The 25080-nt window shown below is 60.5% G+C and carries 20 protein-coding genes, 1 tRNA gene and 1 other RNA gene; 18 read left to right on the top strand and 4 right to left on the bottom strand.

Features of this window, described 5'->3' with window-relative positions:
• Nucleotides 1–75 precede the first annotated feature (75 nt).
• Nucleotides 76–1446, top strand: a complete 1371-nt coding sequence (locus AC2CGQ_RS21760) for a carbohydrate porin (protein ID WP_369803993.1) — start codon at nucleotides 76–78, stop codon at nucleotides 1444–1446.
• Here AC2CGQ_RS21760 and AC2CGQ_RS21765 read toward each other — a convergent pair whose 3' ends face one another.
• Nucleotides 1447–2046: an HD domain-containing protein gene (locus AC2CGQ_RS21765; protein ID WP_015376230.1), complete on the bottom strand. Its 600-nt coding sequence runs from the start codon at nucleotides 2044–2046 to the stop codon at nucleotides 1447–1449.
• A gap of 97 nt (nucleotides 2047–2143) precedes the next feature.
• Between AC2CGQ_RS21765 and AC2CGQ_RS21770 the strand changes: the two genes are divergently transcribed.
• From AC2CGQ_RS21770 to dppF, 14 genes are all read left to right on the top strand, one after another.
• A complete protein-coding gene (locus AC2CGQ_RS21770) occupies nucleotides 2144–2608 on the top strand; it encodes a MarR family winged helix-turn-helix transcriptional regulator (RefSeq protein ID WP_004934111.1) in 465 nt (154 codons plus the stop codon).
• 160 nt (nucleotides 2609–2768) lie between these two features.
• Complete coding sequence (locus AC2CGQ_RS21775) at nucleotides 2769–3194, top strand: organic hydroperoxide resistance protein (RefSeq protein WP_004934114.1); 426 nt, start codon at nucleotides 2769–2771, stop codon at nucleotides 3192–3194.
• A 225-nt stretch (nucleotides 3195–3419) separates the two neighbouring features.
• Nucleotides 3420–5114 (top strand): kdo(2)-lipid A phosphoethanolamine 7''-transferase, encoded by a 1695-nt coding sequence (gene eptB, locus AC2CGQ_RS21780; RefSeq protein WP_015376231.1) that lies wholly within the window; start codon nucleotides 3420–3422, stop codon nucleotides 5112–5114.
• Between the two features lie 123 nt (nucleotides 5115–5237).
• Nucleotides 5238–5828: a response regulator transcription factor UhpA gene (uhpA, locus tag AC2CGQ_RS21785; RefSeq protein WP_004934117.1), complete on the top strand. Its 591-nt coding sequence runs from the start codon at nucleotides 5238–5240 to the stop codon at nucleotides 5826–5828.
• Nucleotides 5825–7369, top strand: a complete 1545-nt coding sequence (gene uhpB, locus AC2CGQ_RS21790; RefSeq protein ID WP_484593880.1) for a signal transduction histidine-protein kinase/phosphatase UhpB — start codon at nucleotides 5825–5827, stop codon at nucleotides 7367–7369. The genes uhpA and uhpB overlap by 4 nt, the downstream gene beginning before the upstream one ends.
• 96 nt (nucleotides 7370–7465) lie before the next feature.
• A complete protein-coding gene (gene uhpC, locus AC2CGQ_RS21795) occupies nucleotides 7466–8797 on the top strand; it encodes an MFS transporter (protein WP_015376232.1) in 1332 nt (443 codons plus the stop codon).
• A gap of 120 nt (nucleotides 8798–8917) precedes the next feature.
• Nucleotides 8918–8994, top strand: a tRNA-Pro gene (locus AC2CGQ_RS21800).
• Nucleotides 8995–9029: 35 nt separating this feature from the next.
• A non-coding RNA gene (locus AC2CGQ_RS21805) (RtT sRNA) lies at nucleotides 9030–9158 on the top strand.
• 424 nt (nucleotides 9159–9582) lie between these two features.
• Nucleotides 9583–11298, top strand: a complete 1716-nt coding sequence (chiA, locus tag AC2CGQ_RS21810) for a chitinase ChiA (RefSeq protein ID WP_484593881.1) — start codon at nucleotides 9583–9585, stop codon at nucleotides 11296–11298.
• Nucleotides 11299–11899: 601 nt separating this feature from the next.
• Nucleotides 11900–13507 (top strand): dipeptide ABC transporter periplasmic-binding protein DppA, encoded by a 1608-nt coding sequence (gene dppA, locus AC2CGQ_RS21815; RefSeq protein WP_004934126.1) that lies wholly within the window; start codon nucleotides 11900–11902, stop codon nucleotides 13505–13507.
• Between the two features lie 170 nt (nucleotides 13508–13677).
• Nucleotides 13678–14697, top strand: coding sequence for a dipeptide ABC transporter permease DppB (gene dppB, locus AC2CGQ_RS21820; RefSeq protein WP_004934128.1), 1020 nt, complete (start codon nucleotides 13678–13680; stop codon nucleotides 14695–14697).
• Nucleotides 14698–14708: 11 nt separating this feature from the next.
• Nucleotides 14709–15611 (top strand): dipeptide ABC transporter permease DppC, encoded by a 903-nt coding sequence (gene dppC / locus AC2CGQ_RS21825; protein ID WP_004934130.1) that lies wholly within the window; start codon nucleotides 14709–14711, stop codon nucleotides 15609–15611.
• A gap of 15 nt (nucleotides 15612–15626) precedes the next feature.
• Complete coding sequence (dppD, locus tag AC2CGQ_RS21830) at nucleotides 15627–16607, top strand: dipeptide ABC transporter ATP-binding protein (RefSeq protein WP_004934132.1); 981 nt, start codon at nucleotides 15627–15629, stop codon at nucleotides 16605–16607.
• Nucleotides 16604–17593 (top strand): dipeptide ABC transporter ATP-binding subunit DppF, encoded by a 990-nt coding sequence (gene dppF, locus AC2CGQ_RS21835; RefSeq protein ID WP_484593882.1) that lies wholly within the window; start codon nucleotides 16604–16606, stop codon nucleotides 17591–17593. Before dppD ends, dppF begins: the two co-directional genes overlap by 4 nt.
• Before the next feature lie 294 nt (nucleotides 17594–17887).
• Here the strand turns inward: dppF and bcsG are convergent, their stop codons facing one another.
• The 3 genes from bcsG to bcsE are packed head-to-tail and all read right to left on the bottom strand — an operon-like array spanning nucleotide 17888 to nucleotide 21298.
• Complete coding sequence (bcsG, locus tag AC2CGQ_RS21840) at nucleotides 17888–19543, bottom strand: cellulose biosynthesis protein BcsG (RefSeq protein WP_021504109.1); 1656 nt, start codon at nucleotides 19541–19543, stop codon at nucleotides 17888–17890.
• Complete coding sequence (gene bcsF, locus AC2CGQ_RS21845; RefSeq protein WP_004934139.1) at nucleotides 19540–19743, bottom strand: cellulose biosynthesis protein BcsF; 204 nt, start codon at nucleotides 19741–19743, stop codon at nucleotides 19540–19542. The genes bcsG and bcsF overlap by 4 nt, the downstream gene beginning before the upstream one ends.
• Nucleotides 19730–21298: a cellulose biosynthesis protein BcsE gene (bcsE, locus tag AC2CGQ_RS21850; protein ID WP_044030238.1), complete on the bottom strand. Its 1569-nt coding sequence runs from the start codon at nucleotides 21296–21298 to the stop codon at nucleotides 19730–19732. The genes bcsF and bcsE overlap by 14 nt, the downstream gene beginning before the upstream one ends.
• A gap of 189 nt (nucleotides 21299–21487) precedes the next feature.
• Here bcsE and bcsR point away from each other — a divergent pair, with 189 nt between their 5' ends.
• The 3 genes from bcsR to bcsA are packed head-to-tail and all read left to right on the top strand — an operon-like array spanning nucleotide 21488 to nucleotide 25023.
• Complete coding sequence (gene bcsR, locus AC2CGQ_RS21855; protein WP_004934148.1) at nucleotides 21488–21679, top strand: cellulose biosynthesis protein BcsR; 192 nt, start codon at nucleotides 21488–21490, stop codon at nucleotides 21677–21679.
• Between the two features lie 3 nt (nucleotides 21680–21682).
• Complete coding sequence (bcsQ, locus tag AC2CGQ_RS21860) at nucleotides 21683–22423, top strand: cellulose biosynthesis protein BcsQ (RefSeq protein ID WP_031300299.1); 741 nt, start codon at nucleotides 21683–21685, stop codon at nucleotides 22421–22423.
• Nucleotides 22420–25023 (top strand): UDP-forming cellulose synthase catalytic subunit, encoded by a 2604-nt coding sequence (bcsA, locus tag AC2CGQ_RS21865; RefSeq protein WP_004934153.1) that lies wholly within the window; start codon nucleotides 22420–22422, stop codon nucleotides 25021–25023. The genes bcsQ and bcsA overlap by 4 nt, the downstream gene beginning before the upstream one ends.
• The last annotated feature ends 57 nt before the right edge of the window (nucleotides 25024–25080 follow it).

A 25080-nucleotide genomic window follows, 5' to 3' on the forward strand; every position in this document is an offset into this window, starting at 1 on the left:
AGGGAATGCTGTTGCCCGCAGTCAGCCGTTATGCGGAGAAATATAATAATGATGAAAAGCTTATTACCTCGTTCCATGACCCTGGCGGCGCTGGCGCTGCTTTGTAGCCAGGCGCAGGCGGAAACGCTGCAAACCGGCAAGGACGTCGAAGCCCCCACCGCCAAATGGGAAGGAGTGGCGCTCGGCTTTGAGCCGCCGCAGCCCGGGCTGTTGGGGGATATGCTGGGGATCAGGCCGATCCTGGAGGATCACGGCTTCCACTATAATCTCGGCTACCTCAGCCAGCTGTCGTATAACGCCGGTGGCGGTTACAACCACGATAAACAGGCGTCGTATATCGACCAGTTTTCGCTGACCTTCAGCCAGGATTTGCAGGCGCTGACCGGCATTCCGGACGCGGCGATCGAAGGCAATATCGTCAACCGCAACCATGACAACAACCTGACCCGCGATCGCCTGCAGGATCCGCGCGTCGGCCTGACCGATCTGTCGCAGGAGAGCTTTGGCGGGCAGTCGATTACCCGGCTGGGTTGGTTGACCTTTAGCCGCTCCTTCCTCGATCGCCGGCTGCAGTGGCGCATCGGCATGATGAACAAGGTGCAGGATTTCGATCAGATCATTCCCTGCGATTTTCAGACGCTGACGCTGTGCGGCGGCAAGTCCGCCAACTCGTTGACCTGGTACAACTGGAACGTGCATTACTGGGGCACGACGCTGCAATACAAACTGACCGACGGCCTGACGCTCAAGGGCGGCGTGATGGAACAGAACCCGAGCGCCCCCAGCCGCAGCCACGCCTGGAGCTGGTCCACCAAGGGCAGCAAAGGCTTCCTGTTGCCGATGGAGCTGGAGCTGAAAACCCACGCCGTCAACCAGCTGCCGGGGGTGTATAACCTGGGCGTGCTGTTCACCAACGCGCGCCAGAGCGATCTTTATGAAGGGGTGTCCGGCGGGCCGGGCGCCAGCGATCCACAGGGCTATCGCAGCCACGATCGCACCTGGTTCCTGTATACCGGTTTCAACCAGCAGGTGACGCGCCATGCGGACGACGTCAACCGCGGTCTGAGCGTGTTTTACAGCCTGGGGCTGGGAGATCAGCGCAGCAACTACCTGCATTGGTCCACCTCGACCGGCATCCGCTATCGCGGGCTGTTCGATGCGCGGCCGGACGACTGGCTGGGGCTCGGCGTCTCGGTGGTGAAGCTGAGCGACCGCTACAAAGACAATCAGCGTTATCTCAACCAGATGAGCGGCATCAGCGATTATCACGATCCGAACTATCGGCCGGTGCCGGGCCACTCGGTGACGGCGGAGCTCTATTATCGCGTTAACGTCACGCCGTGGCTGCAGCTGCAGCCGGGCCTGCAATACTGGCATCACCCGGCGGGCGTCAGCGAGACGCAGGACGCCTGGGTGACGGCGTTGAAAACGGTGGTGACCTTCTGATCAGGCCGCGTCGCTCTCGCGGTAGCGCCGGCGGGCGTGCTCAAACCAGCTGGCCGGCACGTTGTGCGGCGGCTGCTGCAATCTGAGCAGCCCCTGTTCGACGATATGGCTGGCCTGGCGCCACAGCGTCGGGTCGCCTTCGGTCAGCACTTCCAGCAGGCGCTGTTTCTCAATCAGATAGGTTTGGGCGAAGTGGCTGTCGTAGTCCAGCAGCGAGCGGGTGTTGTCGATCAGATCCGCCAGCTTGATGGTTTTGGCCTGCGGTGACGCGCCGGCGCTGTGGCGCCGATCGCGGTTTTTACGCTCGAAGCGGTTGCCGTCCTCGGCGCGGCTGACGTTGGTCAACATTCGCACCAGTTCCGCCACTTTTGGCCCAAAGTGGCTTTCGATATCGCCGAGGGTGGTGGGCGTATCTTCCACCGTGTCATGCAGCCAGGCGGCCGCCAGCATCTCTTCGGTGTGCGGCACGCTGCGCACCAGCTCCATCACCGCCTGTGGGTGGACGATGTACGGATCGTCGGTGTATTTGCGGCGCTGATCGATGGCCGCATGCGCCTTGGTGGCGTAGCGGCGCGCGCGTTCTGCAAGCGTATTCGTCATTTCCTTTCCCTCCGAGCATCCTCTGCATGAAAAAAAGGTAGCATACCTCACAAGAAATAGCTTGCGATTACATCGTGCACTATCTATATTCACAAACATGAAAAGCACCGATACCGCACAACCCAACGCGAAGAACCTGCTGCAGCTCGATCAGCAGCTCTGTTTCGCACTGTACTCCGCCAACCTGGCGCTGCACAAAGTCTACCGCAAGCTGTTGAATCAGCTCGAACTCACCTACCCGCAATACCTGGTGATGATGGTGCTGTGGGAGCGCGATCGGGTGACGGTATCGGATATCGGCGAGCGGCTGTTCCTCGATTCCGCCACGCTGACGCCGCTGCTGAAGCGGCTGGAAACCGCCGGTTTGCTGGTGCGCTATCGCGCCACCACCGACGAGCGGCAGGTGATCATTGCCCTCACCGAAGCCGGCCGCGCGCTGCGTGAGCGGGCGCAATCGGTGCCCGAGGCGGTGATGTGCGCCACCGACTGCAGCCTGGACGAGATCGTCTCGCTCAAACAGCAGTTGGAAAAGCTGCGCGGCAGCCTGATCGATCAGATTTGATCCTCCAGCGCCGGACGCAAGAACGGCAGGGGTGGTCTACACTGGTTAATAAGTGTCAAAAATAAGTAGTGCGCGATTTAATCGCAAAAGATAAATATGTGACCGGCTTTACCTCGTGGAAGCCGTAGTCATCTCGCCAACCAGCAAGAAGGAATGAACGATGTCTATTGAGAAAGTGGTTTACCGCGCTCACGCCACCGCAACCGGCGGCCGCGACGGCCGTGCGACCTCCTCCGACGGCGTGTTGGACGTGAAACTGGGCGTGCCGAAAGAGATGGGCGGCGCCGGCGGCGAAGTCACCAACCCCGAACAGCTGTTCGCCGCCGGTTACTCGGCCTGCTTCCTCGGCGCGTTGAAGTTTGTCGCGGCGAAAGAAAAGGTCAAAATTCCGGCCGAAGCCAAGATCGACGGCACCGTCGGCATCGGTGAAATCCCGAATGGCTTCGGCATCGAAGTGCAGTTGGATATCTCGCTGCCGGGCATCGAGCGCAGCGTGGCGGAAGATCTGGTGAAAAAGGCGCATGTGGTGTGCCCATACTCCAACGCCACCCGTGGAAATATCGATGTAACTCTGAACGTTAAGTAAGATTTTTGCCGATATCTGGAAAAAATGGAGGGTTTATCCCTCCATTTTCTTGCGTGCCCTGTCTGAAAACCGCTCAAAAAAACGGTAAATTTTGTCCGTTTTGTGAGAATTCTCTTGATTATTACCCGCAAAATAACGCTTATTGCCGGTTGGCTGAACCAGAAGCCGCAATCAGTGTCTGACTGAGTCAGAACCGCTACACCGTCCCCGGAGCCACCGCGTTACATGAACAAAGTTAAATCGCTATCACAGCAGAATTTATCGTTATTGTTAGCGATCTATATCGGCATCTTTCTAAACCTGTCCGTTTTCTATCGCCGTTTTGATTCGCTGGCGCACGGCATTCAGGGAATTAAGCTTATTTCGGCGGTGACGGAAGTCATCGCTATCGTCCTGTTTACGTTCTTCATTATGCGGCTGGTATCGCTCGGCGGCCGGCTGTTTTATCGCATCGTCGCCTCGCTGCTGGTGTTGATTTCGGTTGCCGCCAGCTACTACATGACGTTTTTCAATGTGGTGATCGGCTACGGCATCGTGGTGTCGGTGATGACCACCGATATCGATCTGTCGAAAGAGGTGGTTGGCCTGCACTTCGTGCTGTGGATGGTGGCGCTCAGCGCCTTGCCGCTGCTGTTGATCTGGAAAAACAACCTGCGCTATACCCTGATAGAACAGCTGAAAACCCCTGGTCATCGCATCAAGCCGCTGCTGGTATTGCTGGCGGTGGTGGCGCTGGTCTGGCTGCCGCTGCGCATGCTGGACGACGAGCAGAGCGTGCAAGAGAAGCTTTCCAACGTCGATTTGCCGAGCTACGGCGGCGTGGTGGCGCACTCGTATCTGCCGTCCAACTGGCTGTCGGCGCTGGGGCTGTTTGCCTACACCCGCTATGACGAAAGCCAGGATCAGAGCACGATGTTCGATCCGGGCAAACACTTCACCTACGTACCGCCGGCGGACATCGACGACACCTACGTGGTGTTCATCATCGGCGAGACCACGCGCTGGGATCACATGGGCATGCTGGGCTACGAGCGCGATACCACGCCGCGGCTGTCTAAAGAGAAGAATCTGGTGGCGTTCCGCGGCGAGTCGTGCGATACCGCCACCAAGCTGTCGCTGCGCTGCATGTTCGTGCGTGAAGGCGGCACCGAAGACAATCCGCAGCGCACGCTGAAAGAGCAGAACGTGTTCGCGGTGCTGAAGGATCTGGGCTTCTCTTCCGAGCTGTTCGCCATGCAGAGCGAGGTGTGGTTCTACAACAACACCGAGGTGAACAACTATTCGTTCCGCGAGATGATCGCGTCCGAGAAGCGCAACGACGGCAAGGCGGTCGACGATATGCTGCTGGTGGACGAAATGAAGGAGTCGCTGGCGCGCTATCCGAAGGGCAAGCACCTGGTGATCCTGCATACCAAAGGCTCGCACTACCTGTACTCGCAGCGTTATCCGCGCAGCTATGCGCGTTATCAGCCGGAGTGCATGGGGGTGGACGATTCCTGCACCAAGGCGCAGCTGATCAATGCGTTCGACAATACGGTGCTGTATACCGACAGCTTTATCAGTAATGTGATCGACCAGGTGCGGGACAAGAAGGCCATCGTGTTCTATGCCGCCGATCACGGCGAATCGATCGGCGAGAATACGCACCTGCACGGCACGCCGCGCGAAATGGCGCCGCCGGAGCAATTCCGCGTGCCGATGATCGTGTGGGCGTCGGACAAGTTCCTCGAAAACCCGCAGCACCTCAGCGCTTTTGAGCAGCTGCAGGCGCAGCAGCGCATCGGCAAAACGCATCGCCACGTCGAGCTGTTTGACACTATCCTTGGCTGCCTCGGCTACACCTCTCCTGATGGGGGCATCGTGGATAAAAACAACTGGTGCCATCTGCCGCAGGATAAAACGGCGCCTGCCCGCCTGTGATCCCTCCCGCCGGGTGCCTGCCTTGCGCACCCGGTAATTTCACCCAATACATTCTCTTCATCAATTATTCCGGTGTGCGCATACGGTATACTTGCGCACTTCCCCTGCTAACCGGAGATTTCCATGACCCTGCGCGTGGCGTTTATCGACGATCATGACATTGTGCGTTCGGGCTTTGTGCAACTGCTGTCGCTGGAGGCCGATATTCAGGTGGTGGGCGAGTTCAGCAGCGCAGCGCAGGCGCGCGCCGGCCTGCCGGGGCTGGAGGCGGAAATCTGCATTTGCGACATTTCGATGCCGGACGGCAGCGGGCTGGATCTGCTGGCGGACATTCCCTCCGGCATCCGCGTGGTGATGCTGTCGATGCACGATAACCCGGCGCTGGTGGAAATGGCGCTGGAACGCGGCGCCAGCGGCTTTCTCTCCAAGCGCTGCAAGCCGGAAGATCTGATCACCGCGGTGCGCACCGTCGCCGGCGGCGGCGTCTACCTGATGCCGGAAATCGCGCAGCAGCTGGCGCGGGTGAGGGTCGATCCGTTGACCCGCCGCGAGCGCGAGATCGCGCTATTGCTGGCGCAGGGCCAGGAGGTGCGTGAGATCGCCGCCGCCTTGGGGCTGTCGCCGAAAACGGTGCATGTGCACCGCGCCAACCTGTTCGCCAAGCTGGGCATCAACAACAACGTCGAACTGGCCAGACGGATGCTGAACCTGTGACGCAGCGCTTGATCACCCAGCTGGCGCTGTTTTTCATCTACGCCGCCAGCGCGTTTTGCCTGTGGGGCATCGGCACCGCGTTGATCGACCCCCCCTGGCAGGCGCTGCTGCTGTTTCCGTTCGGCCTGCGCATGGGCATTTTGCTGCAGACCCCGTACCGTTTCTGGCCGGGGATCCTGCTGGCTGACCTGCTGCTGATGGCGTTGCTGGCGGATCAGTTCGGCTACGGCCCGGCGCTGTGGGCGTCGGTGGCGGTGCTGGTGTTGACGGTGCTGCTCAGCCTGCTGGCTTCGCCGTGGCTGTTGCGCCATCAGCAGAGCGACAGCGAATGGCGCTGGCCGCTGTTGCAGGGCGCGGTGGTCGCCATCGCCGCCTTGCTGCAGGCGTTGGTCTGGCAGCTGGTGAGCGGCGAAGGCGCCCGCGCGCTGCTGCTCGGCCTGACCGGCGGTTTCACCATCGCGCCAACCTGCCTGCTGTTGTGGCACTATCTGGCGCGCCAAATCTGGGTGCCGCTGGAGCCGGGGCTGATCCACAAGCCGGTGGAGCTGCGTCTGGGCCACCTGGCCAGCTATCTGTTGCTGTTTGCGTTCAGCATCTGGCTGCAGCAGCAGGTTAACGCCGCCGAGCTGCGCCGTTTCGCACCGTTCTGCCTGGCGATCCCCATCGTGTTCATGTCTTATCGCTATGGCTGGCAGGGCGCGCTGTTGGCGACGCTGCTCAACGGCGTGGCGCTGATGGTCAACGAGCCGCCGCAGCCGGAGTCGCACCGCGATCTGCTGCTGTCGCTGCTGGCCCAAAGCCTGACCGGGCTGCTGCTGGGCGCCGGCATTCAGCGCCAGCGCGAACTGAATCAGCAACTGCGGCTGCGGCTGGCGGAGAATCGGCAGCTGGCGCGGGCGCTGGTGACGGCGGAGGAGCAAACCCGGCGCGAGGTGGCGCGCGAGCTGCACGATGAAGTGGGGCAGACCATCACCGTGATCCGCACTCAGGCCAGCATCGTCAAGCGTCTGGCGCCGGAACCGGCGGTGATCGGCTGCGCCGACACCATCGATGCGCTGGCGCTGCGGGTCTACGACGGGGTGCACGATGTGCTGACCCAGCTGTGGCCGGCGGCGCTGAACAACCTGCCGCTGTCGGCGGCGGTGGCGGCGATGCTGCGGGAGTCGCTGCCGCAGGACGCGTCGCTGGTGAGCAGCATGCAGTGGCAGGTGCCCGACGAGCTGCTGGATGAAACGCTGAAAATCACGCTGTATCGGGTGTGTCAGGAAGGGGTGACCAATGTGTGCCGCCACGCCGGCGCCAGTCGCCTGGAGCTGGATGCGCGCCTGCAGCCGCGCAAAGGCGCCGCGCCGCAGATCGCCCTGACCATCCGCGACAACGGCGTGGGCTTCGATGCGGAAAACCATCAGCCGGGGTACGGCCTGCGCGGCATGCAGGAGCGCATCAGCGCCCTCGGCGGCAGCCTGCGGTTCACCGCTGAGCGGGGCGCCTGTTTGAGTGTGATCTTGCCCACAGTTTCACCGGCGCAAACGCAAAACTAGGAAAAACTCCTAACCGCCTCGAGAATCCGGCGTAAGCCCCCTGCGCGCGCGAGGAGCATCATAGCGGCACTTTAATTCAATCCTCTGAGGTTCCACATGTGGTCTTTCCTTAAAAGCCGCCCGGATGCGCCGCAGGTCACCGATCAACGGCAGATCGACGCCAGCTACAAATACTGGCGCATTCAGCTGATGTGCACCATGTACATCGGTTATGCTGCGTTTTATTTCACGCGCAAAAGCTTCAACTTCATCATGCCGGCGATGTTGAGCGATCTGGGCCTGACGATGTCCGACGTCGGCATCCTCGGTACGCTGTTCTACATCACCTACGGCTGCTCGAAATTCATTTCCGGCATGATCAGCGATCGCTCCAACCCGCGTTACTTTATGGGGCTGGGCCTGATCATGACCGGGGTGCTGAATATCTTCTTCGGTCTCAGCTCGTCGTTGATGATGCTGGGCACGCTGTGGATCCTCAACGCCTTCTTCCAGGGCTGGGGTTGGCCGCCGTGCTCCAAAATCCTCACCAGCTGGTATTCGCGCTCTGAGCGCGGCAGCTGGTGGGCGATCTGGAACACCTCGCACAACGTCGGCGGCGCGCTGATCCCGCTGTTGGTCGGCTTTATCTCGCTGCACTTCAGCTGGCGTTACGGCATGATCATTCCCGGCATCATCGGCGTGGTGCTCGGCCTGCTGATGTGCTGGCGCCTGCGTGACAAGCCATCCACCCTGGGGCTGCCGAGCGTCGGCAAATGGCGCAACGACGCCATGGAGCTGGTGCAGGAATCGGAAGGCCAGGGGCTGAGCAACCGCGAGATCATCAAGCGCTACGTGCTGACCAACAAGTACATCTGGCTGCTGGCGGTCTCTTACGTGCTGGTGTATATCGTGCGTACCGCGATCAACGACTGGGGCAATCTCTACCTGACGCAGGAAAAGGGCTATTCGCTGATGACCGCCAACTCGGCTATCTCGCTGTTTGAAGTGGGTGGCTTTATCGGTTCGCTGGTGGCCGGTTGGGGTTCCGACAAGCTGTTCCGCGGCAACCGCGGCCCGATGAACCTGATCTTCGCTATCGGTATCTTTCTGTCGGTGGCGGCGCTGTGGCTGATGCCGGGCGTGACTTACCTGCTGCAGGCCTGCTGTTTCTTCGCCATCGGCTTCTTTATCTTCGGTCCGCAGATGCTGATCGGCATGGCGGCGGCGGAGTGCTCGCACAAGGATGCGGCGGGCGCCGCGACCGGTTTCGTCGGCCTGTTCGCCTACCTGGGCGCGGCGCTGTCCGGCTACCCGATCGCGCGGGTGATGGAGATCTGGCACTGGAACGGCTTCTTCGTGGTGATTTCCATCGCCGCCTGCCTGTCGGCGCTGTTCCTGCTGCCATTCCTGCGCGCGCAGACGCCGGCGCTGAAACCGGCCAACGCCTGAGTAAAATACGCTGCGCAGCCCCCGGCGCAGCGTATTATGGCGCTTTTATCACCACTTGAAATGCAGGGGCAAAAAAGTGATTGACGCCTATAACCGCCAGCAGTAAGATGCGCCCCGCATCGGCGAGTAGCGCAGCTTGGTAGCGCAACTGGTTTGGGACCAGTGGGTCGGAGGTTCGAATCCTCTCTCGCCGACCACCATTCGAAAAACCTGCTTTTAAAGCAGGTTTTTTTTCGCCTGCAGTTTATGAGGATGAGTACCTCCGCAGGAGGTTCGAGCCTCGCGAAGCGAGACAACGTTGCTTTAGCAACGGCCCGCAGGGCGCGCATCAACGATGCGCGTAATCCTCTCTCGCCGACCACCATTCGAAAAACCTGCTTTTAAAGCAGGTTTTTTTTCGTCTGCAGTTTATGAGGATGAGCACCTCCTCCGATACGGTCGGCTTCGCTTTATGGCGTGCGTCAATCCACCGTCCTCGTGAAATATATTTATCCTTTACGCTTAATTAATTCACACTCCTTATTCCCATTGGGCTCTTTTTCTCATATTTAAATAAATTCATGCTTGCCGAATAAAACCCGGTTTATAGCGCTCTTGTTTTCACATTTTTTTTACCTATAGTCTGAATGGACAACGCGGGATATGTTATTCCCGCTGCGTGGAAAATATCGTGATTATTTATTAACGCTAATCTTCGTGGATTATTGCGGGATTTTTTCGCTTCGGCAATGCATCGCGACGATTAACTCTTTTATGTTTATCCTCTCGGAATAAAGGAATCAGTTATGCGCAAATTTAATAAACCGCTGTTGGCGCTGTTGATCGGCAGCACGCTGTGTTCCGCGGCGCAGGCCGCCGCGCCGGGCAAGCCGACCATCGCCTGGGGCAACACCAAGTTCGCCATCGTTGAAGTTGACCAGGCGGCTACCGCTTATAATAGTTTGGTGAAGGTAAAAAATGCCGCCGATGTTGCGGTCTCCTGGAATTTATGGAATGGCGACACCGGTACGACGGCAAAAGTTTTATTAAATGGCAAAGAGGCGTGGAGCGGCCCGTCAACCGGTTCTTCCGGTACGGCGAATTTTAAAGTCAATAAAGGCGGCCGTTATCAAATGCAGGTGGCATTGTGCAATGCCGACGGCTGCAGCGCCAGCGACGCCACCGAAATTGTGGTGGCCGACACCGACGGCAGCCATTTGGCGCCGTTGAAAGAGCCGCTGCTGGAAAAGAATAAACCGTATAAACAGAACTCCGGCAAAGTCGTCGGTTCTTATTTCGTCGAGTGGGGCGTTTACGGGCGCAATTTCACCGTCGACAAGATCCCGGCGCAGAACCTGACCCACCTGCTGTACGGCTTTATCCCGATCTGCGGCGGCAACGGCATCAACGACAGCCTGAAAGAGATCGAAGGCAGCTTCCAGGCGCTGCAGCGCTCCTGCCAGGGCCGCGAGGACTTCAAAGTCTCGATCCACGATCCGTTCGCCGCGTTGCAAAAAGCGCAGAAGGGCGTTACCGCCTGGGATGACCCCTACAAGGGCAACTTCGGCCAGCTGATGGCGCTGAAACAGGCGCATCCTGACCTGAAAATTCTGCCGTCGATCGGCGGTTGGACGCTGTCCGACCCGTTCTTCTTCATGGGCGATAAGGTGAAGCGCGATCGCTTCGTCGGTTCGGTGAAAGAGTTCCTGCAGACCTGGAAGTTCTTCGATGGCGTGGATATCGACTGGGAGTTCCCGGGCGGCAAAGGCGCCAACCCGAACCTGGGCAGCCCGCAGGACGGGGAAACCTATGTGCTGCTGATGAAGGAGCTGCGGGCGATGCTGGATCAGCTGTCGGCGGAAACCGGCCGCAAATATGAACTGACCTCCGCCATCAGCGCCGGCAAGGACAAGATCGACAAGGTGGCTTACAACGTCGCGCAGAACTCGATGGATCACATTTTCCTGATGAGCTACGACTTCTATGGCGCCTTCGATCTGAAGAACCTGGGGCATCAGACCGCGCTGAATGCGCCGGCCTGGAAGCCGGACACCGCTTACACCACGGTGAACGGCGTCAATGCGCTGCTGGCGCAGGGCGTCAATGCGCTGCTGGCGCAGGGCGTCAAGCCGGGCAAAATCGTGGTCGGCACCGCCATGTATGGCCGCGGCTGGACCGGGGTGAACGGCTACCAGAACAACATTCCGTTCACCGGTACCGCCACCGGGCCGGTTAAAGGCACCTGGGAGAACGGCATCGTGGACTACCGCCAAATCGCCGGCCAGTTCATGAGCGGCGAGTGGCAGTACACCTACGACGCCACGGCAGAAGCGCCATACGTGTTCAAGCCTTCCACCGGCGATCTGATCACCTTCGACGATGCCCGCTCGGTGCAGGCCAAAGGCAAGTACGTGCTGGATAAGCAGCTGGGCGGCCTGTTCTCTTGGGAGATCGACGCGGACAACGGCGATATTCTCAACAGCATGAACGCCAGCCTGGGCAACAGCGCCGGCGTTCAATAATCGGTTGTAGTGCGTTGCCGGGGGATATCCTTTCGCCCCCGGCTTTTTCGCCGCCGAAAGTTTTTTTACGCCGCACAGATTGTGGGCCTGCCCGGTGCAAAACGCGCTCATCGGACTCACCCTTTTGGGTAATCCTTCAGCATTTCCTCCTGTCTTTAACGGCGATCACAAAAATAACCGTTCAGATATTCATCATTCAGCAACAAAGTTTTGGCGTTTTTTAACGGAGTTAAAAACCAGTAAGTTTGTGAGGGTCAGACCAATGCGCTAAAAATGGCCGCTTAGCATAAATTTTCATGCTGGAACTGTTAACAAAAGGTTTTTTTTATGTTTGTTTGCTGTTTCTCACAGTCTGCGTAAATCCCCACTGGTTATATTGACGACACCCCAAACAGTTGGCAACTTGATAGCCTCAGGGGTAAGAGCGAGAGTTGTTTGAGTGAATTCCACGCGCTCAGACGTCCCCGCCGCGATGCGTTCCATCCGGCATTCTCTCCTCGTACGCCTTCTGCCTTCGGGCGCCGATCGCACAGGCCACGCAATAAAAAATACAGGTCTGGCGGCAATTACACACATCACATCACACAATGGAGCACTAACGATGACACGTTCCTTGGGTAAATCGGGGATTCTGAAATTCGGTATTGGGCTGATCGCGCTGACCGTGGCGGCCAGCGTACAGGCCAAGACGTTGGTTTACTGTTCTGAAGGTTCCCCGGAAGGGTTCAACCCGCAGCTGTTTACCTCCGGCACCACCTATGACGCCAGCTCGGTACCAATCTACAACCGGCTGGTCGAATTCAAGACCGGCACCACCGAGCTGCAGCCGGGGCTGGCTGAGAAGTGGGACGTCAGCGAAGACGGCAAAACCTACACCTTCCACCTGCGCAAAGGCGTGAAGTGGCAGAGCAGCAAGGACTTCAAACCGACGCGCGATTTCAACGCCGACGACGTGGTGTTCTCCTTTGAACGCCAGTTGGATGCGAACAACGCCTATCACAAAGTGTCCGGCGGCAGTTACGAATACTTTGAAGGCATGGACATGCCAAAGCTGATCGCCAAGATCGAAAAAGTGGACGACAACACCGTGCGCTTCGTGCTGAACCGCCCGGAGGCGCCGTTCCTGGCTGACCTGGGCATGGACTTCGCATCCATTCTGTCCGCCGAATACGCTGACGTGATGATGAAAGCCGGCACGCCGGAGAAAGTCGATCTGAACCCGATCGGCACCGGCCCATTCCAGCTGCTGCAATACCAGAAAGACTCCAAGATCCTGTACAAGGCGTTCGACGGTTTCTGGGGCACCAAGCCGAAGATCGATCGCCTGGTGTTTTCCATCACGCCTGACGCCTCCGTGCGCTACGCCAAACTGCAGAAAAACGAATGCCAGGTGATGCCGTATCCGAACCCGGCCGATATCGCCCGCATGAAGCAGGACAAGTCCATCAACCTGATGGAACAGCCGGGCCTGAATGTGGGCTATCTGTCGTTCAACGTCGAGAAAAAGCCGCTGGATAACCTGAAGGTGCGTCAGGCGTTGACCATGGCGGTCAACAAGCAGGCGATCATCGACGCGGTCTATCAGGGCGCGGGCCAGGCGGCCAAGAACCTGATCCCGCCGACCATGTGGGGCTATAACGACGCGGTGCAGGATTACGCTTACGATCCGGCCAAGGCGAAAGAGCTGCTGAAAGAAGCGGGCATGGCCGACGGTTTCAGCATCGATCTGTGGGCGATGCCGGTACAGCGTCCTTACAACCCGAACGCGCGCCGCATGGCGGAAATGATCCAGGCCGACTGGGCCAAGATCGGCGTGAAAGCCAAAATCGTGACCTATGAGTGGGGTGAATACCTCAAGCGCGCCAAAGCGGGCGAGCACCAGACGGTGATGATGGGCTGGACCGGCGACAACGGGGATCCGGACAACTTCTTCGCCACGCTGTTCAGCTGCGCGGCGGCGAAAGACGGCTCCAACTACTCCCGCTGGTGCTACAAGCCGTTTGAAGATCTGATTCAACCGGCGCGCGCCGAATCCAACCACGACAAGCGTATCGAACTGTACAAACAGGCGCAGGTGGTGATGCACGATCAGGCTCCCGCGCTGATTGTCGCACACTCCACCGTGTATGAGCCTGTGCGTAAGGAAGTAAAAGGCTACGTCGTGGATCCGCTCGGTAAGCATCACTTCGAGAATGTCTCTGTAGACTGATTTCGACCGCTTTACCGGAGACGCACGAATGGACTTGCAGGGGCGCAACAGGTTTGCGCCTCTGCTGACCAGTCTCCGGCGTATGGCCGTCGAATCGTTCAAAGGCATGTGAGCGTTAATAAGCCTGGCGGACGATGAGCTGCCGGGCATTGATACAGAGAGTTCGGGATATGTTGCAGTTCATACTCCGACGTTTGGGGTTAGTTATCCCAACGTTTATCGGCATTACGTTGCTGACTTTTGCATTCGTCCATATGATCCCCGGCGACCCGGTGACCATCATGGCCGGGGAACGCGGTATCTCCGCCGAGCGCCACGCGCAGCTGATGGCGGAAATGGGGCTGGACAAGCCGCTCTATCAACAATATTTCTCCTACGTGTCCAACGTGCTGCACGGCGATCTGGGCACCTCACTCAAAAGCCGCATCTCCGTCTGGAGCGAGTTCGTTCCGCGCTTCCAGGCCACGCTGGAGCTGGGTTTCTGCGCGATGCTGTTCGCGGTGCTGGTGGGCATCCCGGTCGGGGTGCTGGCGGCGGTCAAACGCGGTTCGGTCTTCGATCACACCGCGGTGGGCATCTCGCTGACCGGCTATTCGATGCCGATTTTCTGGTGGGGCATGATGCTGATCATGCTGGTGTCGGTGCAGCTTAACCTGACGCCGGTGTCGGGGCGCATCAGCGACACGGTATTCCTCGACGACAGCCAGCCGCTGACCGGCTTCATGCTGATAGACACCCTGATCTGGGGCGAGCCTGGCGACTTCGTCGACGCGGTGATGCACATGATCCTGCCGGCCATCGTACTGGGCACCATCCCGCTGGCGGTGATCGTGCGCATGACCCGTTCCTCGATGCTGGAAGTGTTGGGCGAAGACTATATCCGCACCGCGCGCGCCAAGGGCGTGAGCCGCATGCGAGTGATCGTCGTCCACGCGCTGCGCAACGCGCTGCTGCCGGTGGTGACGGTGATCGGGCTGCAGGTTGGCACCATGCTGGCCGGCGCTATTCTGACGGAAACCATCTTCTCTTGGCCGGGGCTGGGCCGCTGGCTGATCGACGCGCTGCAGCGCCGCGATTACCCGGTGGTGCAGGGCGGGGTATTGCTGGTCGCCTGTATGATCATTCTGGTTAACCTGCTGGTAGACGTGCTCTACGGCGTGGTCAACCCGCGTATTCGCCACAAGAAATAAGGGGCGCTCTCATGTCTCAAATCACTGAGTCTGCAGTTAAAGGTGCGCCGAAGCCGATGACCCCGTTTCAGGAGTTTTGGCACTATTTCAAGCGCAATAAAGGGGCCGTGGTCGGCCTGGTGTACATCGTTCTGATGCTGGTGATCGCGCTCGGCGCCGGCGTGCTGGCGCCGCATGCGCCGGCGGACCAGTTCCGCGACGCGCTGCTCAAGCCGCCGGTGTGGCAAGAAGGCGGCAGCTGGCAATATATCCTCGGCACCGACGACGTGGGCCGCGACGTGCTGTCGCGCCTGATGTACGGCGCACGGCTGTCGCTGTTGGTCGGCTGTCTGGTGGTGGTGCTGTCGCTGATCATGGGCGTGATATTCGGCCTGCTGGCCGGTTACTTCGGCGGCGTGGTGGACGCGATTATCATGCGCATCGTCGACATCATGCTGGCTCTGCCGAGCCTGTTGCTGGCGCTGGTGCTGGTGGCGGTATTCGGGCCGTCGATCGTCAACGCCTCGCTGGCGCTGACCTTCGTCGCCCTGCCGCACTATGTACGTCTGACGCGCGCGGCGGTGCTGGTGGAGGTCAACCGCGACTACGTCACCGCTTCGCGGGTGGCGGGCGCCGGCGCGCTGCGCCAGATGTTCGTCAATATTCTGCCTAACTGCCTGGCGCCTTTGATCGTGCAGGCTTCTCTCGGTTTCTCGAACGCCATTCTGGACATGGCCGCTCTCGGCTTTCTGGGCATGGGCGCGCAGCCTCCGACGCCGGAGTGGGGCACCATGCTCTCCGACGTGCTGCAGTTCGCGCAAAGCGCCTGGTGGGTGGTGACCTTCCCCGGCCTGGCGATCCTGCTGACGGTGCTGGCATTTAACCTGATGGGGGACGGTTTGCGTGACGCTCTCGACCCCAAACTCAAGCAGTAACAGAGGACGAGAGAGATGGCGTTATTGAATGTAGACAAGCTTTCGGTGCACTTCGGTGACGAAGGCACCCCGTTCCGCGCGGTAGACCGCATCAGTTACAGCGTGGAGCAAGGTCAGGTGGTCGGCATCGTCGGTGAATCCGGCTCCGGAAAATCCGTCAGCTCGCTGGCGATCATGGGCCTGATCGATTTCCCCGGCAAGGTGATGGCCGACAAGCTGGAGTTCAACGGCCAGGATCTGCGCAAGATCTCCGAAAAAGAGCGCCGCCAGCTGGTGGGCTCCGAAGTGGCGATGATCTTCCAGGATCCGATGACCAGCCTGAACCCGTGCTATACCGTCGGTTACCAGATCATGGAGGCGCTGAAGGTGCATCAGGGCGGCAACCGCCGCACCCGCCGTCAGCGCGCTATCGACCTGCTGACGCAGGTGGGCATTCCCGATCCGGCTTCGCGGCTGGACGTATACCCGCACCAGCTTTCCGGCGGCATGAGCCAGCGCGTGATGATCGCCATGGCCATCGCCTGTCGGCCGAAGCTGCTGATCGCCGACGAGCCGACGACCGCGCTCGATGTGACTATCCAGGCGCAGATCATCGAACTGCTGCTGGATCTGCAACAGCGCGAAAACATGGCGCTGTTGCTGATCACTCACGATCTGGCGCTGGTGGCGGAAGCGGCGCATCACATCATCGTGATGTACGCCGGCCAGGTGGTGGAATCCGGCAAGGCGGCGGAGATTTTCCGCGCGCCGCGCCACCCGTACACCCAGGCGCTGCTGCGCGCGCTGCCGGAGTTCGCCGCCGACAAGGCGCGGCTGGCTTCGCTGCCGGGCGTGGTGCCGGGCAAATACGATCGCCCGACCGGTTGCCTGCTCAACCCGCGTTGTCCGTACGCCAACGAACGCTGCCGTAACGAGGAGCCGGAACTGCGCAGCATTCCCGGCCGTCAGGTTAAATGTCACACACCGCTGGATGATGCGGGGAGGCCGACCGTATGAGCCAGAATCAACCTTTACTGCAGGCGATTGACCTGAAGAAGCATTACCCGGTAAAAAAGGGCCTGTTCGCGCCGGAGCGGCTGGTCAAGGCGCTCGACGGCGTGTCCTTCACCCTGGAGCGCGGCAAAACGCTGGCGGTGGTCGGTGAGTCGGGCTGCGGCAAATCAACGCTCGGCCGCCTGCTGACGATGATTGAAGTGCCGACCGGCGGCGAGCTGTATTACCAGGGGCAGGATCTGCTGAAGCCGGACGTCTCGGCCGAGAAACTGCGGCGCCAGAAGATCCAAATCGTGTTCCAGAATCCTTACGGATCGCTCAACCCGCGCAAGAAGGTCGGGCAGATCCTCGAGGAGCCGTTGTTGATCAACACGTCGCTCAGCGCCGCCGAACGGCGGGAAAAAGCGCTGGAGATGATGGCGAAGGTCGGCCTGAAGACCGAGCATTATGACCGCTACCCGCACATGTTCTCCGGCGGCCAGCGCCAGCGTATCGCTATCGCCCGCGGGCTGATGTTGAATCCGGACGTGGTGATCGCCGATGAACCGGTGTCGGCATTGGACGTGTCGGTGCGCGCGCAGGTGCTGAATCTGATGATGGATCTGCAGCAGGAGCTGGGGCTGTCCTATGTGTTCATCTCGCACGATCTGTCGGTGGTGGAACACATCGCCGACGAGGTGATGGTGATGTACCTCGGCCGCTGCGTGGAAAAGGGCAGCAAAGAGGCGATCTTCCACAACCCGCGCCATCCGTACACCCAGGCGCTGCTGTCGGCGACGCCACGGTTGAACCCGGATATGCGCCGCGAGCGCATCAAGCTGACCGGCGAACTGCCCAGCCCGATGAATCCGCCGCCGGGCTGTGCGTTCAATGCCCGCTGCCGCCGCGCTTTCGGCACCTGCGTGCAGCTGCAGCCGCAGCTAAAACAGTACGGTGAGCAGATGGTGGCCTGCTTTGCGGTCGATCAGGACGAACATCCGGGGGCGTAAAGCGTCGAACGTCATCGCTTAAATTCACGCCGGCATCACGCCGGCGTTTTTTATTACTCAATCAAAGGGTTAATAAGTAGAAAACTACCACAGTCCGCCATTTTAATTACCTCCCTAATTAAATTCTGATAAGAGTTATTTTTCTAAGAATCTTCGCATGAGAATAATAATCGAATTATGGAATTCAACGGGTTGTTGTTAATAACATTATATCGGCCTATCGGCTTCACCATTTTTATTATAAAAGCCCAAAAAAACGCGCCGTCGGCGCGCTTTAGGTTGATGAGGCCGCGCTTATTGCGGATAAGGCACCCAGTCGCCGCCGTTCAGGCGAATGTAAGGTTTCCCCTGATATTGCATCACGATGGCGTTGTCGTTTTCGGAGATGACCGGGGTCTGCGGCAGCCCCTGGGTCAGCGCCTGCCAGTCGACGCTGGATTCGCTGAAGACCTTGCCGTCCACCAGACGTGATACCAGCTCCGACAGCGCCAGATAGCTGCTCGGCGTTTTGATCTGCAGCGGGCTGCCCTGATGCGGCGCCTTCATGCCCACCAGTTTGATGCCGACCGGCGTATGGGTGATGTTCGGGCTGGGAATATCGCGCAGGCCGGACATTTGCATCTTGTCGCCCACCAACGCCGCGCCGTGCTCCGGCACGATCACCACCACCACTTTGCGGCCGGATTTTTCCAGCTGATCGAGGAAGGTGTTCAGCTGATCGAACAGCTTCTGCGCGCGCGGCTGATAGTCGGCGCTCTTGTTGGAGCCGACGAAGCGGTTGCCGTCGTGCAGCGGGATGACGTTGAAGAAGGTGGCGGTGCGGGCGTCTCCGGCTTTTTGCTGCTGATCCAGCCAGCGGGTCAGCAATTCCAGATCGTTATAAATCGGCTCACCGTCGAACGACGTCAGCTCGTTGCCGATGCCGGCCTGCGACATTAACGGCGCCTGCATGTCGCCCTGTTCACGCAGCTCTTTCAGGTAGTTGCCGAACACACCGGAGTGATCGAGCATCAGCTGTTGCTTGAAGCCGAGCTTCGCCAGGTTGTCGAACAGGTAACACTGCTGGTTCACCGGCTGGTACAAATCATGATGCGAAAGCTGGCCGCAGCTGGCGCGCAGCAACCGTATCGAGGCCGGGCCGCTGTAGGCGGTGGCCGAGTTGAAGCTGTCGAACATGATGTCCATCTTCGACCACAGCGGATGATTCTGCAGGTTGACCGCCTCCATATCGGCCCAGGCCAGCGAACAGATGTTGATCACCAGCAGATCGAACGGTTGGGCGTCGGCGGGCAAGGTGGCCGGGAACGCGGTGGCGCGGCCTTTTTCCCGCTCGTAGAACTGGTTCAGGTAGGCCGTCAGGTTGGCGCTGGTCGGCGGCAGGCTGTCTGCCGGCGCAGCGTCCCCCGCCGCCGGCGCTGATGTGGCCGGGGTATTGGCGCCGCCGGCGGCAGCCGTGGAAGTGGCGGGCAGCAGTGAAACCGCCGGCCCGGCGATGTTGACGATATTGAGCCACACCAGCGCCGCCACGGTGAACACCGTGACGCGCACCCACTGTGCGACGAACAGGTAGGCGATAAACAGCACGAAGGCCGCGCCGATCATCTGCCAGTTGATAAAGCGGTTGATCAGCTCCAGCAGATACTGGGCGCTGAAACCGGCCAGCTGCGAGCCCTGGCTGAGGATGCTGTTGATGCCCGGCAGCCAGGTGTCGTGGTAGAACAGCGCGATGCCGATCGGGATAGCGAGGTAATGGCGCCAGCGATGCAGGCGTTGCGAAGGGATCGGCATCAGCAGAAACGCCATGAACACCAGGTTCGGTAGCGCGTGGAAATTCAGGTAGCCGAACCACAGCAGGGCGAATTTGGCCAGAAAGTAGAGGTTCCAGCCGCCCAGCCCGCGCCAGTAGCGCCACAGAGCGTTATCGGATTGCGTCTTCGAGTTTGGATTCATGGCTGCTTCTTACGTTTAATCTGAGATGAGGAGCCTGTGCGCACCCATAAACCGGCGGATTTCAAATAGCGCGGCGATAACAACAGGTTTTGCCAGTATTGACGCAAATGCGGAAAACGCCGGTGAAAGGCGTAGCCCAGCGGAATGAAGATAAGCGCGCACAGCAGGATCAGTTGCACGATGTCGTTAAGGTTCAGCATGCGGTTCCTCCTGCGGGCCAAGCGGCAGCGTGAAGGCGACCGGCTGCCGCCGTTCCGCGGGCACCTCGGCTGCCGCCACGCGGGGGCGCGGCGCGGCACCGGCGGCGCCGGTGGCCGAAATCTGCCAGCGCCCCTGGGCCATGCGTTTTATTTCCGAAATGATATCGACATCCTGGTGCCACACCACCCGGTTGCTGAAGGCTTCATCCACCGGCAGGCGGAAGATGAACTTCAGCGCGGTATCCAGATCGTTGATGCGGCAGGTGGAAAGGAACAGCACCAGCCGCCCCTGCACCACGGTCATCACGTCGCCGAACCGCCGCAGGTGGCACAGGGTCATCGCCTGTTCGGCGCGCAGGCCGGTGGCCGGGCGCAACGCCACCATCACGCCTTTGCCGTCCTCGGGCAGCAAGGTGTTGGCCATCAGCGAAAGCACCGCCTGGCTGAACGCTTCCGGCCGCATGTAGCCTTTGAGCTGCAGCGGACGCAGCCCGGCCAACAGCGCATCGATGTCGGCGGGCACATGCCGTGAGAAGCGCTGCCCCTGGATGCCCTCGAGCATGGTCAGAAAACGCGACAGCGGCGCGACGTGCGGCACGATCAGGTTGGCGCCGCAGGCCAGCAGCAGCCGTTCGTCGCTGTAGCGCAGGCTGGCGCTCATCTCGCGCACCGCAATTTTCAGGCCGTTGCCGCGGCTGCGGCGCAGGGTGTGGATCTGGTGCGCCAGATGATCGATTTGGTCGCTTTGATACAACGCGAAAATCAACGTCGCCGAGAGTCTCAGCATGCCGTGCTGCGCCAGTTCGTCGTTGCTCTCCAGCAGTTGCCAGTTGGCGGACAGCGGCGGCGCGCCTTCCAGGATGCTGCGCTCGGCCAGATACAGGCTTTCGTCGCTGCGTAAGGCGGTGGGGGAGGGTTGGCTATTTTCATCCTCGCCCTGCCAGCCGCCTTCCGCCGCATACAAGGTCAGCAGCTGGTTGGCGTTGATGCCGTTTTCGGTGCTCCACCAGTTCACCAGGTATTGCGCGCTGTCCTGCTGCCATTGCAGGCTGGACAGGCCGTTCAGGATGCGGTGCTGTGCGCTGAGCTGCCCTTTGAGCTTATTGATGCCGCCGCCGTGGCTAAGGATCAACAGCGTACAGCCCTGCCGCCGCAGCCAGGCGGCGAGGGTGCGCGTCCACTCGCGCAGCTCTTCGGTGGTGAAGGTTTGCCACAGGCTGGCGTGGGCCAGCAGGATAAGTAAGCGATTTTGCGGCCGCAGGGCGCGCATCAGATCGTCGTTCAACTGTGTCAGCGCGGCTTTTTTCTCCGGTAATTGATACAGCGGCAGCTTCTGCAACGCGGGCGCAGCCAGTTCGGCCAGCAGGCGCTCGGGTTTGTCGCCGCTGCAGATCAGGGCGACTTTGTGAGTGGCCGGTTGAGCGGCGATGACCTGGCGACACAGCAGCGCGGCGTCGCTTTGCCTGTCGATATTGATCCAATAAAGCCCGGGGGCCTGCATCACCGACAGCTCTTCCCAAATCTGCCGAATGCCTAGAGAAAAAGAGTGCGCCATAGGATGTGTTCTACTTTCGTTGAAAGCCGACTAAAGGCGTTTATATTTAAAGATAGCCATTTTTACGCTGGCAATAACAAATCTCCGACGCTCTTCAACAATATTTGTTGAGAATCATCTTATTGCCTCTCTCTTTTTGTATCGTTGCTATAGTTAATTAACATAGCCTATTTTCGCCAAGGCGGAAGAATGAATAACGCACCCACCCATTTTCGTGCAGCGGCGCCTGGGGAGAGCCAGGATGACCTGCAGGCGCTCAGCCAGGCTTTTTCATTGCCGAAATTACGCTATGTCGATATTTCGCGGCAGGAGCGGTTAACGCAAATGATGACGCGCTGGCCACTGTTGGCCGAATTGGCGCAGACCACGGGGAGCCACTGATCTATGCCGGTGCTCGCGCTGCAAGGGTTGCGGGGTGGAATGGGGACGACCTCGGTCACGGCGGCGCTCGCCTGGGCGTTGCAGCAGCTGGGCGAGTCGGTGCTGGCGATCGACTTCACGCCGGATAATCTGCTGCGCTTGCATTTCAACACCCCGTTCGAGCTGGCGCGCGGCTGGGCCCGCGCGGAGCGGGATGGCGGCGTTTGGCAGGAAGGCGCGCTGCGTTATTGTGAAAACCTCGACTTTCTGCCTTTTGGCCGCCTGAATGGGGCGGAACGGCTGGAAGTACAACGTCAATGTCAGCAGCAGCCCGAGCGTTGGCGAGACAATCTGCGCCAACTGATCGCCGGCGATCCGCAGCGCTGGATCCTGCTGGATGTCCCGGTCGGGGACGGCGTGCTCGCGCAGCAGGCGCTGCAGCTTGCCGACAGCGTGTTCGTGCTGTTGAACCCCGACGCCAACTGTCAGGTGCGGCTCCATCAACAGACGCTGCCGAATGACTGCCGTTTCCTGGTCAATCACTACTCCTCCGCCAGCCAGCTGCAGCAGGATCTGCATCAGCTGTGGCTGCAAACCCTGAGCGGCCTGCTGCCGGTGGTGATCCACCGCGACGAAGCGTTGGCGGAAGCGCTGGCGGTCAAACAGCCGTTGGGCGAGTATCGCCCCGAGAGCCTGGCGGCGGATGAAGTGCTGACGCTGGCCAACTGGTGCCTGATCAACCTCAAACGGGGCGTTGCCCCATGAGCCGGGTACTGAGCCTGCTGCTGGTACCGCCGGTGCGTCAGGCGGTGCAGGCGCGCTACCGCGGCTATCGCCGCAACGGCGCGTCGGCGCTGACCGCCTTTTTCGCCACGCTGCTGGTGGCGCTGGGGTGGATGCTGCTGCGCTTCGAGTCACCGGCCTGGCAGCGCGTGCGCGTCGGCCGCGCTTACTGGTTCCCGCATCTGTCCGCCGAACGCCCGCGCCCGGCGGATGCGCTGCGCTATCTGCTGCAGGGCCTGTGGCTGCTGCTGTTTCGCAGCGGTCGCGCGCCGGTGCCGCGCGACTATTTCGCCGGGTGGCGGCGGCTGCAGCAGCGCTACGCCGATTGGCTGCAGAGCCTGCCGCAACGGCTGAAAAACGCCGGCGTGGAACAGCGTTCGGTAGAGCGCCTCGGCCGCATGAACCGCGGCATGCGACGCGCGCTGTTTATTCTGGTCGGCGTGCTGGCGGCGATCCTCGCCATACTGTGCATTTCGCAGCCGTTCGATCTGTCGGCGCAGTTCGTGTTCGTCGTGCTGCTGTGGGGGATCGCGATGGTGGTGCGCCGGGTGCCGGGGCGTTTGCCTGCGCTGATGCTGATCGTGCTGTCGCTGACCGTGTCCTGTCGTTACCTGTGGTGGCGTTATACCGCCACGCTGAACTGGGACGATCCGCTCAGCCTGGTGTGCGGCCTGTTGCTGCTGGTGGCGGAAACCTACGCCTGGGTGGTGCTGGTGCTGGGCTATTTCCAGACCATCTGGCCGCTTAACCGCCAGCCGGTGCCGTTGCCCGAAGACAGCGCCACCTGGCCGACCATCGATCTGATGGTGCCAACCTACAACGAAGACCTCGGGGTGGTGAAGCCCACCCTCTATGCGGCGTTGGGCATCGACTGGCCGAAAGAGAAAGTGAACATCTATATCCTCGACGACGGCAATCGCCCCGAATTCCGGGCGTTCGCCGCCGAAGTGGGGGTGAAATACATCGCCAGGCCGACCCACGAACACGCCAAGGCCGGCAACATCAACAATGCGCTGAAGCAGGCCACCGGCGAGTTCGTGGCGATTTTCGACTGCGACCACGTGCCGACGCGCTCCTTCCTGCAGCTGACCATGGGCTGGTTCTTCAAAGACAAAAAGCTGGCGATGCTGCAGACCCCGCACCACTTCTTCTCGCCGGATCCGTTCGAACGCAACCTCGGCCGCTTCCGCCAGACGCCCAACGAAGGCACTTTGTTCTACGGGCTGGTGCAGGACGGCAACGACATGTGGGACGCCACCTTCTTCTGCGGTTCTTGCGCCATTCTGCGCCGCAGCGCGCTGGACGAAATCGGCGGCATCGCGGTGGAAACCGTCACCGAAGACGCCCATACCTCGCTGCGTTTGCACCGGCGCGGGCACACCTCGGCCTATATCCGCATTCCGCAGGCCGCCGGGCTGGCGACCGAAAGCCTGTCGGCGCACATCGGCCAGCGCATTCGCTGGGCGCGCGGCATGGTGCAGATCTTCCGGCTCGACAACCCGCTGCTGGGCAAGGGGCTGAAACTGGCGCAGCGCCTGTGCTACGCCAACGCCATGCTGCACTTCCTGTCGGGCATTCCGCGGCTGATCTTCCTCACCGCGCCGTTGGCGTTTTTACTGCTGCATGCCTACATCATCTTCGCGCCGGCGCTGGCGATCGCGCTTTATGTGCTGCCGCACATGATCCACGCCAGCCTGACCAACTCGCGCATCCAGGGGAAATACCGCCATTCGTTCTGGAGCGAGATCTATGAAACGGTGCTGGCCTGGTATATCGCGCGGCCGACGACGGTAGCGCTGTTTAATCCGCACAAGGGCAAATTCAACGTCACCGCCAAAGGCGGCCTGGTGGAAGAGGAGCACGTAGACTGGGTGATCACCCGGCCTTACATGTTCCTGGTGGTGCTTAACCTGGCTGGGCTGGCGTTCGGCGCCTGGCGGCTGGCCTATGGCCCGACGGACGAGGTGATGACGGTGATCATCAGCCTGGTGTGGGTGCTGTACAACATGACCATTCTCGGCGGCGCGGTGGCGGTGGCGGTGGAGGCCAAGCAGGTGCGCCAGGCGCACCGCGTGGAGATCGCCATGCCGGCGGCGATCGCGCGTGCCGATGGCCACCTCTACCCCTGCACGCTGCGCGATTACTCCGACGGCGGCGTGGGCATTGAGATGCGAGTGGAAAACGCGTTGAAAGACGGCGACAAGGCCTCGCTGTTGCTCAAGCGCGGCCAGCAGGAGTACAGCTTCCCCTGTGTGGTGACGCGCGCCTTCGGCAACAAGGTGGGGGTGCGTCTGGTCAGTCTCTCCACCCGTGAACACATCGATTTCATTCAGTGCACCTTCGCCCGCGCCGATACCTGGGCGCTGTGGCAGGACGGGTTCCCTGAAGACCGGCCGATCGAAAGCCTGCGCGACGTGCTGGCGTTGGGCTTCCGCGGCTATGTGCGCATGGCGGACTACGCGCCGCCGCTGGTGCGCGGCCTGCTGGTCGGGGTCACTTCGCTGACCGCCTGGGTAGTGTCGTTTATTCCGCGCGGCGTCGGCAGGGATCCGACCTTGGGTCAACAAGAAACCGTGGGTTAGCTGCGAGTTCAACCGCCCGCTCACTCGCCCGGTGAACAGGCTCCAACATTGATGATG

This window comes from Serratia sp. DFXYC6 (genome assembly GCF_057196085.1).

Coding starts and splice junctions, on each gene's coding strand:
- dppA (WP_004934126.1), top strand. CDS start 11,900: ATGACACGTTCCTTGGGTAAATCGGGGATTCTGAAATTCGGTATTGGG.
- bcsE (WP_044030238.1), bottom strand. CDS start 21,298: ATGGCGCACTCTTTTTCTCTAGGCATTCGGCAGATTTGGGAAGAGCTG.
- AC2CGQ_RS21765 (WP_015376230.1), bottom strand. CDS start 2,046: ATGACGAATACGCTTGCAGAACGCGCGCGCCGCTACGCCACCAAGGCG.
- dppF (WP_484593882.1), top strand. CDS start 16,604: ATGAGCCAGAATCAACCTTTACTGCAGGCGATTGACCTGAAGAAGCAT.
- chiA (WP_484593881.1), top strand. CDS start 9,583: ATGCGCAAATTTAATAAACCGCTGTTGGCGCTGTTGATCGGCAGCACG.
- AC2CGQ_RS21770 (WP_004934111.1), top strand. CDS start 2,144: ATGAAAAGCACCGATACCGCACAACCCAACGCGAAGAACCTGCTGCAG.
- dppC (WP_004934130.1), top strand. CDS start 14,709: ATGTCTCAAATCACTGAGTCTGCAGTTAAAGGTGCGCCGAAGCCGATG.
- dppD (WP_004934132.1), top strand. CDS start 15,627: ATGGCGTTATTGAATGTAGACAAGCTTTCGGTGCACTTCGGTGACGAA.
- dppB (WP_004934128.1), top strand. CDS start 13,678: ATGTTGCAGTTCATACTCCGACGTTTGGGGTTAGTTATCCCAACGTTT.
- eptB (WP_015376231.1), top strand. CDS start 3,420: ATGAACAAAGTTAAATCGCTATCACAGCAGAATTTATCGTTATTGTTA.
- bcsG (WP_021504109.1), bottom strand. CDS start 19,543: ATGAATCCAAACTCGAAGACGCAATCCGATAACGCTCTGTGGCGCTAC.
- uhpA (WP_004934117.1), top strand. CDS start 5,238: ATGACCCTGCGCGTGGCGTTTATCGACGATCATGACATTGTGCGTTCG.
- uhpC (WP_015376232.1), top strand. CDS start 7,466: ATGTGGTCTTTCCTTAAAAGCCGCCCGGATGCGCCGCAGGTCACCGAT.
- AC2CGQ_RS21760 (WP_369803993.1), top strand. CDS start 76: ATGACCCTGGCGGCGCTGGCGCTGCTTTGTAGCCAGGCGCAGGCGGAA.
- bcsR (WP_004934148.1), top strand. CDS start 21,488: ATGAATAACGCACCCACCCATTTTCGTGCAGCGGCGCCTGGGGAGAGC.
- bcsA (WP_004934153.1), top strand. CDS start 22,420: ATGAGCCGGGTACTGAGCCTGCTGCTGGTACCGCCGGTGCGTCAGGCG.
- AC2CGQ_RS21775 (WP_004934114.1), top strand. CDS start 2,769: ATGTCTATTGAGAAAGTGGTTTACCGCGCTCACGCCACCGCAACCGGC.
- bcsF (WP_004934139.1), bottom strand. CDS start 19,743: ATGCTGAACCTTAACGACATCGTGCAACTGATCCTGCTGTGCGCGCTT.
- bcsQ (WP_031300299.1), top strand. CDS start 21,683: ATGCCGGTGCTCGCGCTGCAAGGGTTGCGGGGTGGAATGGGGACGACC.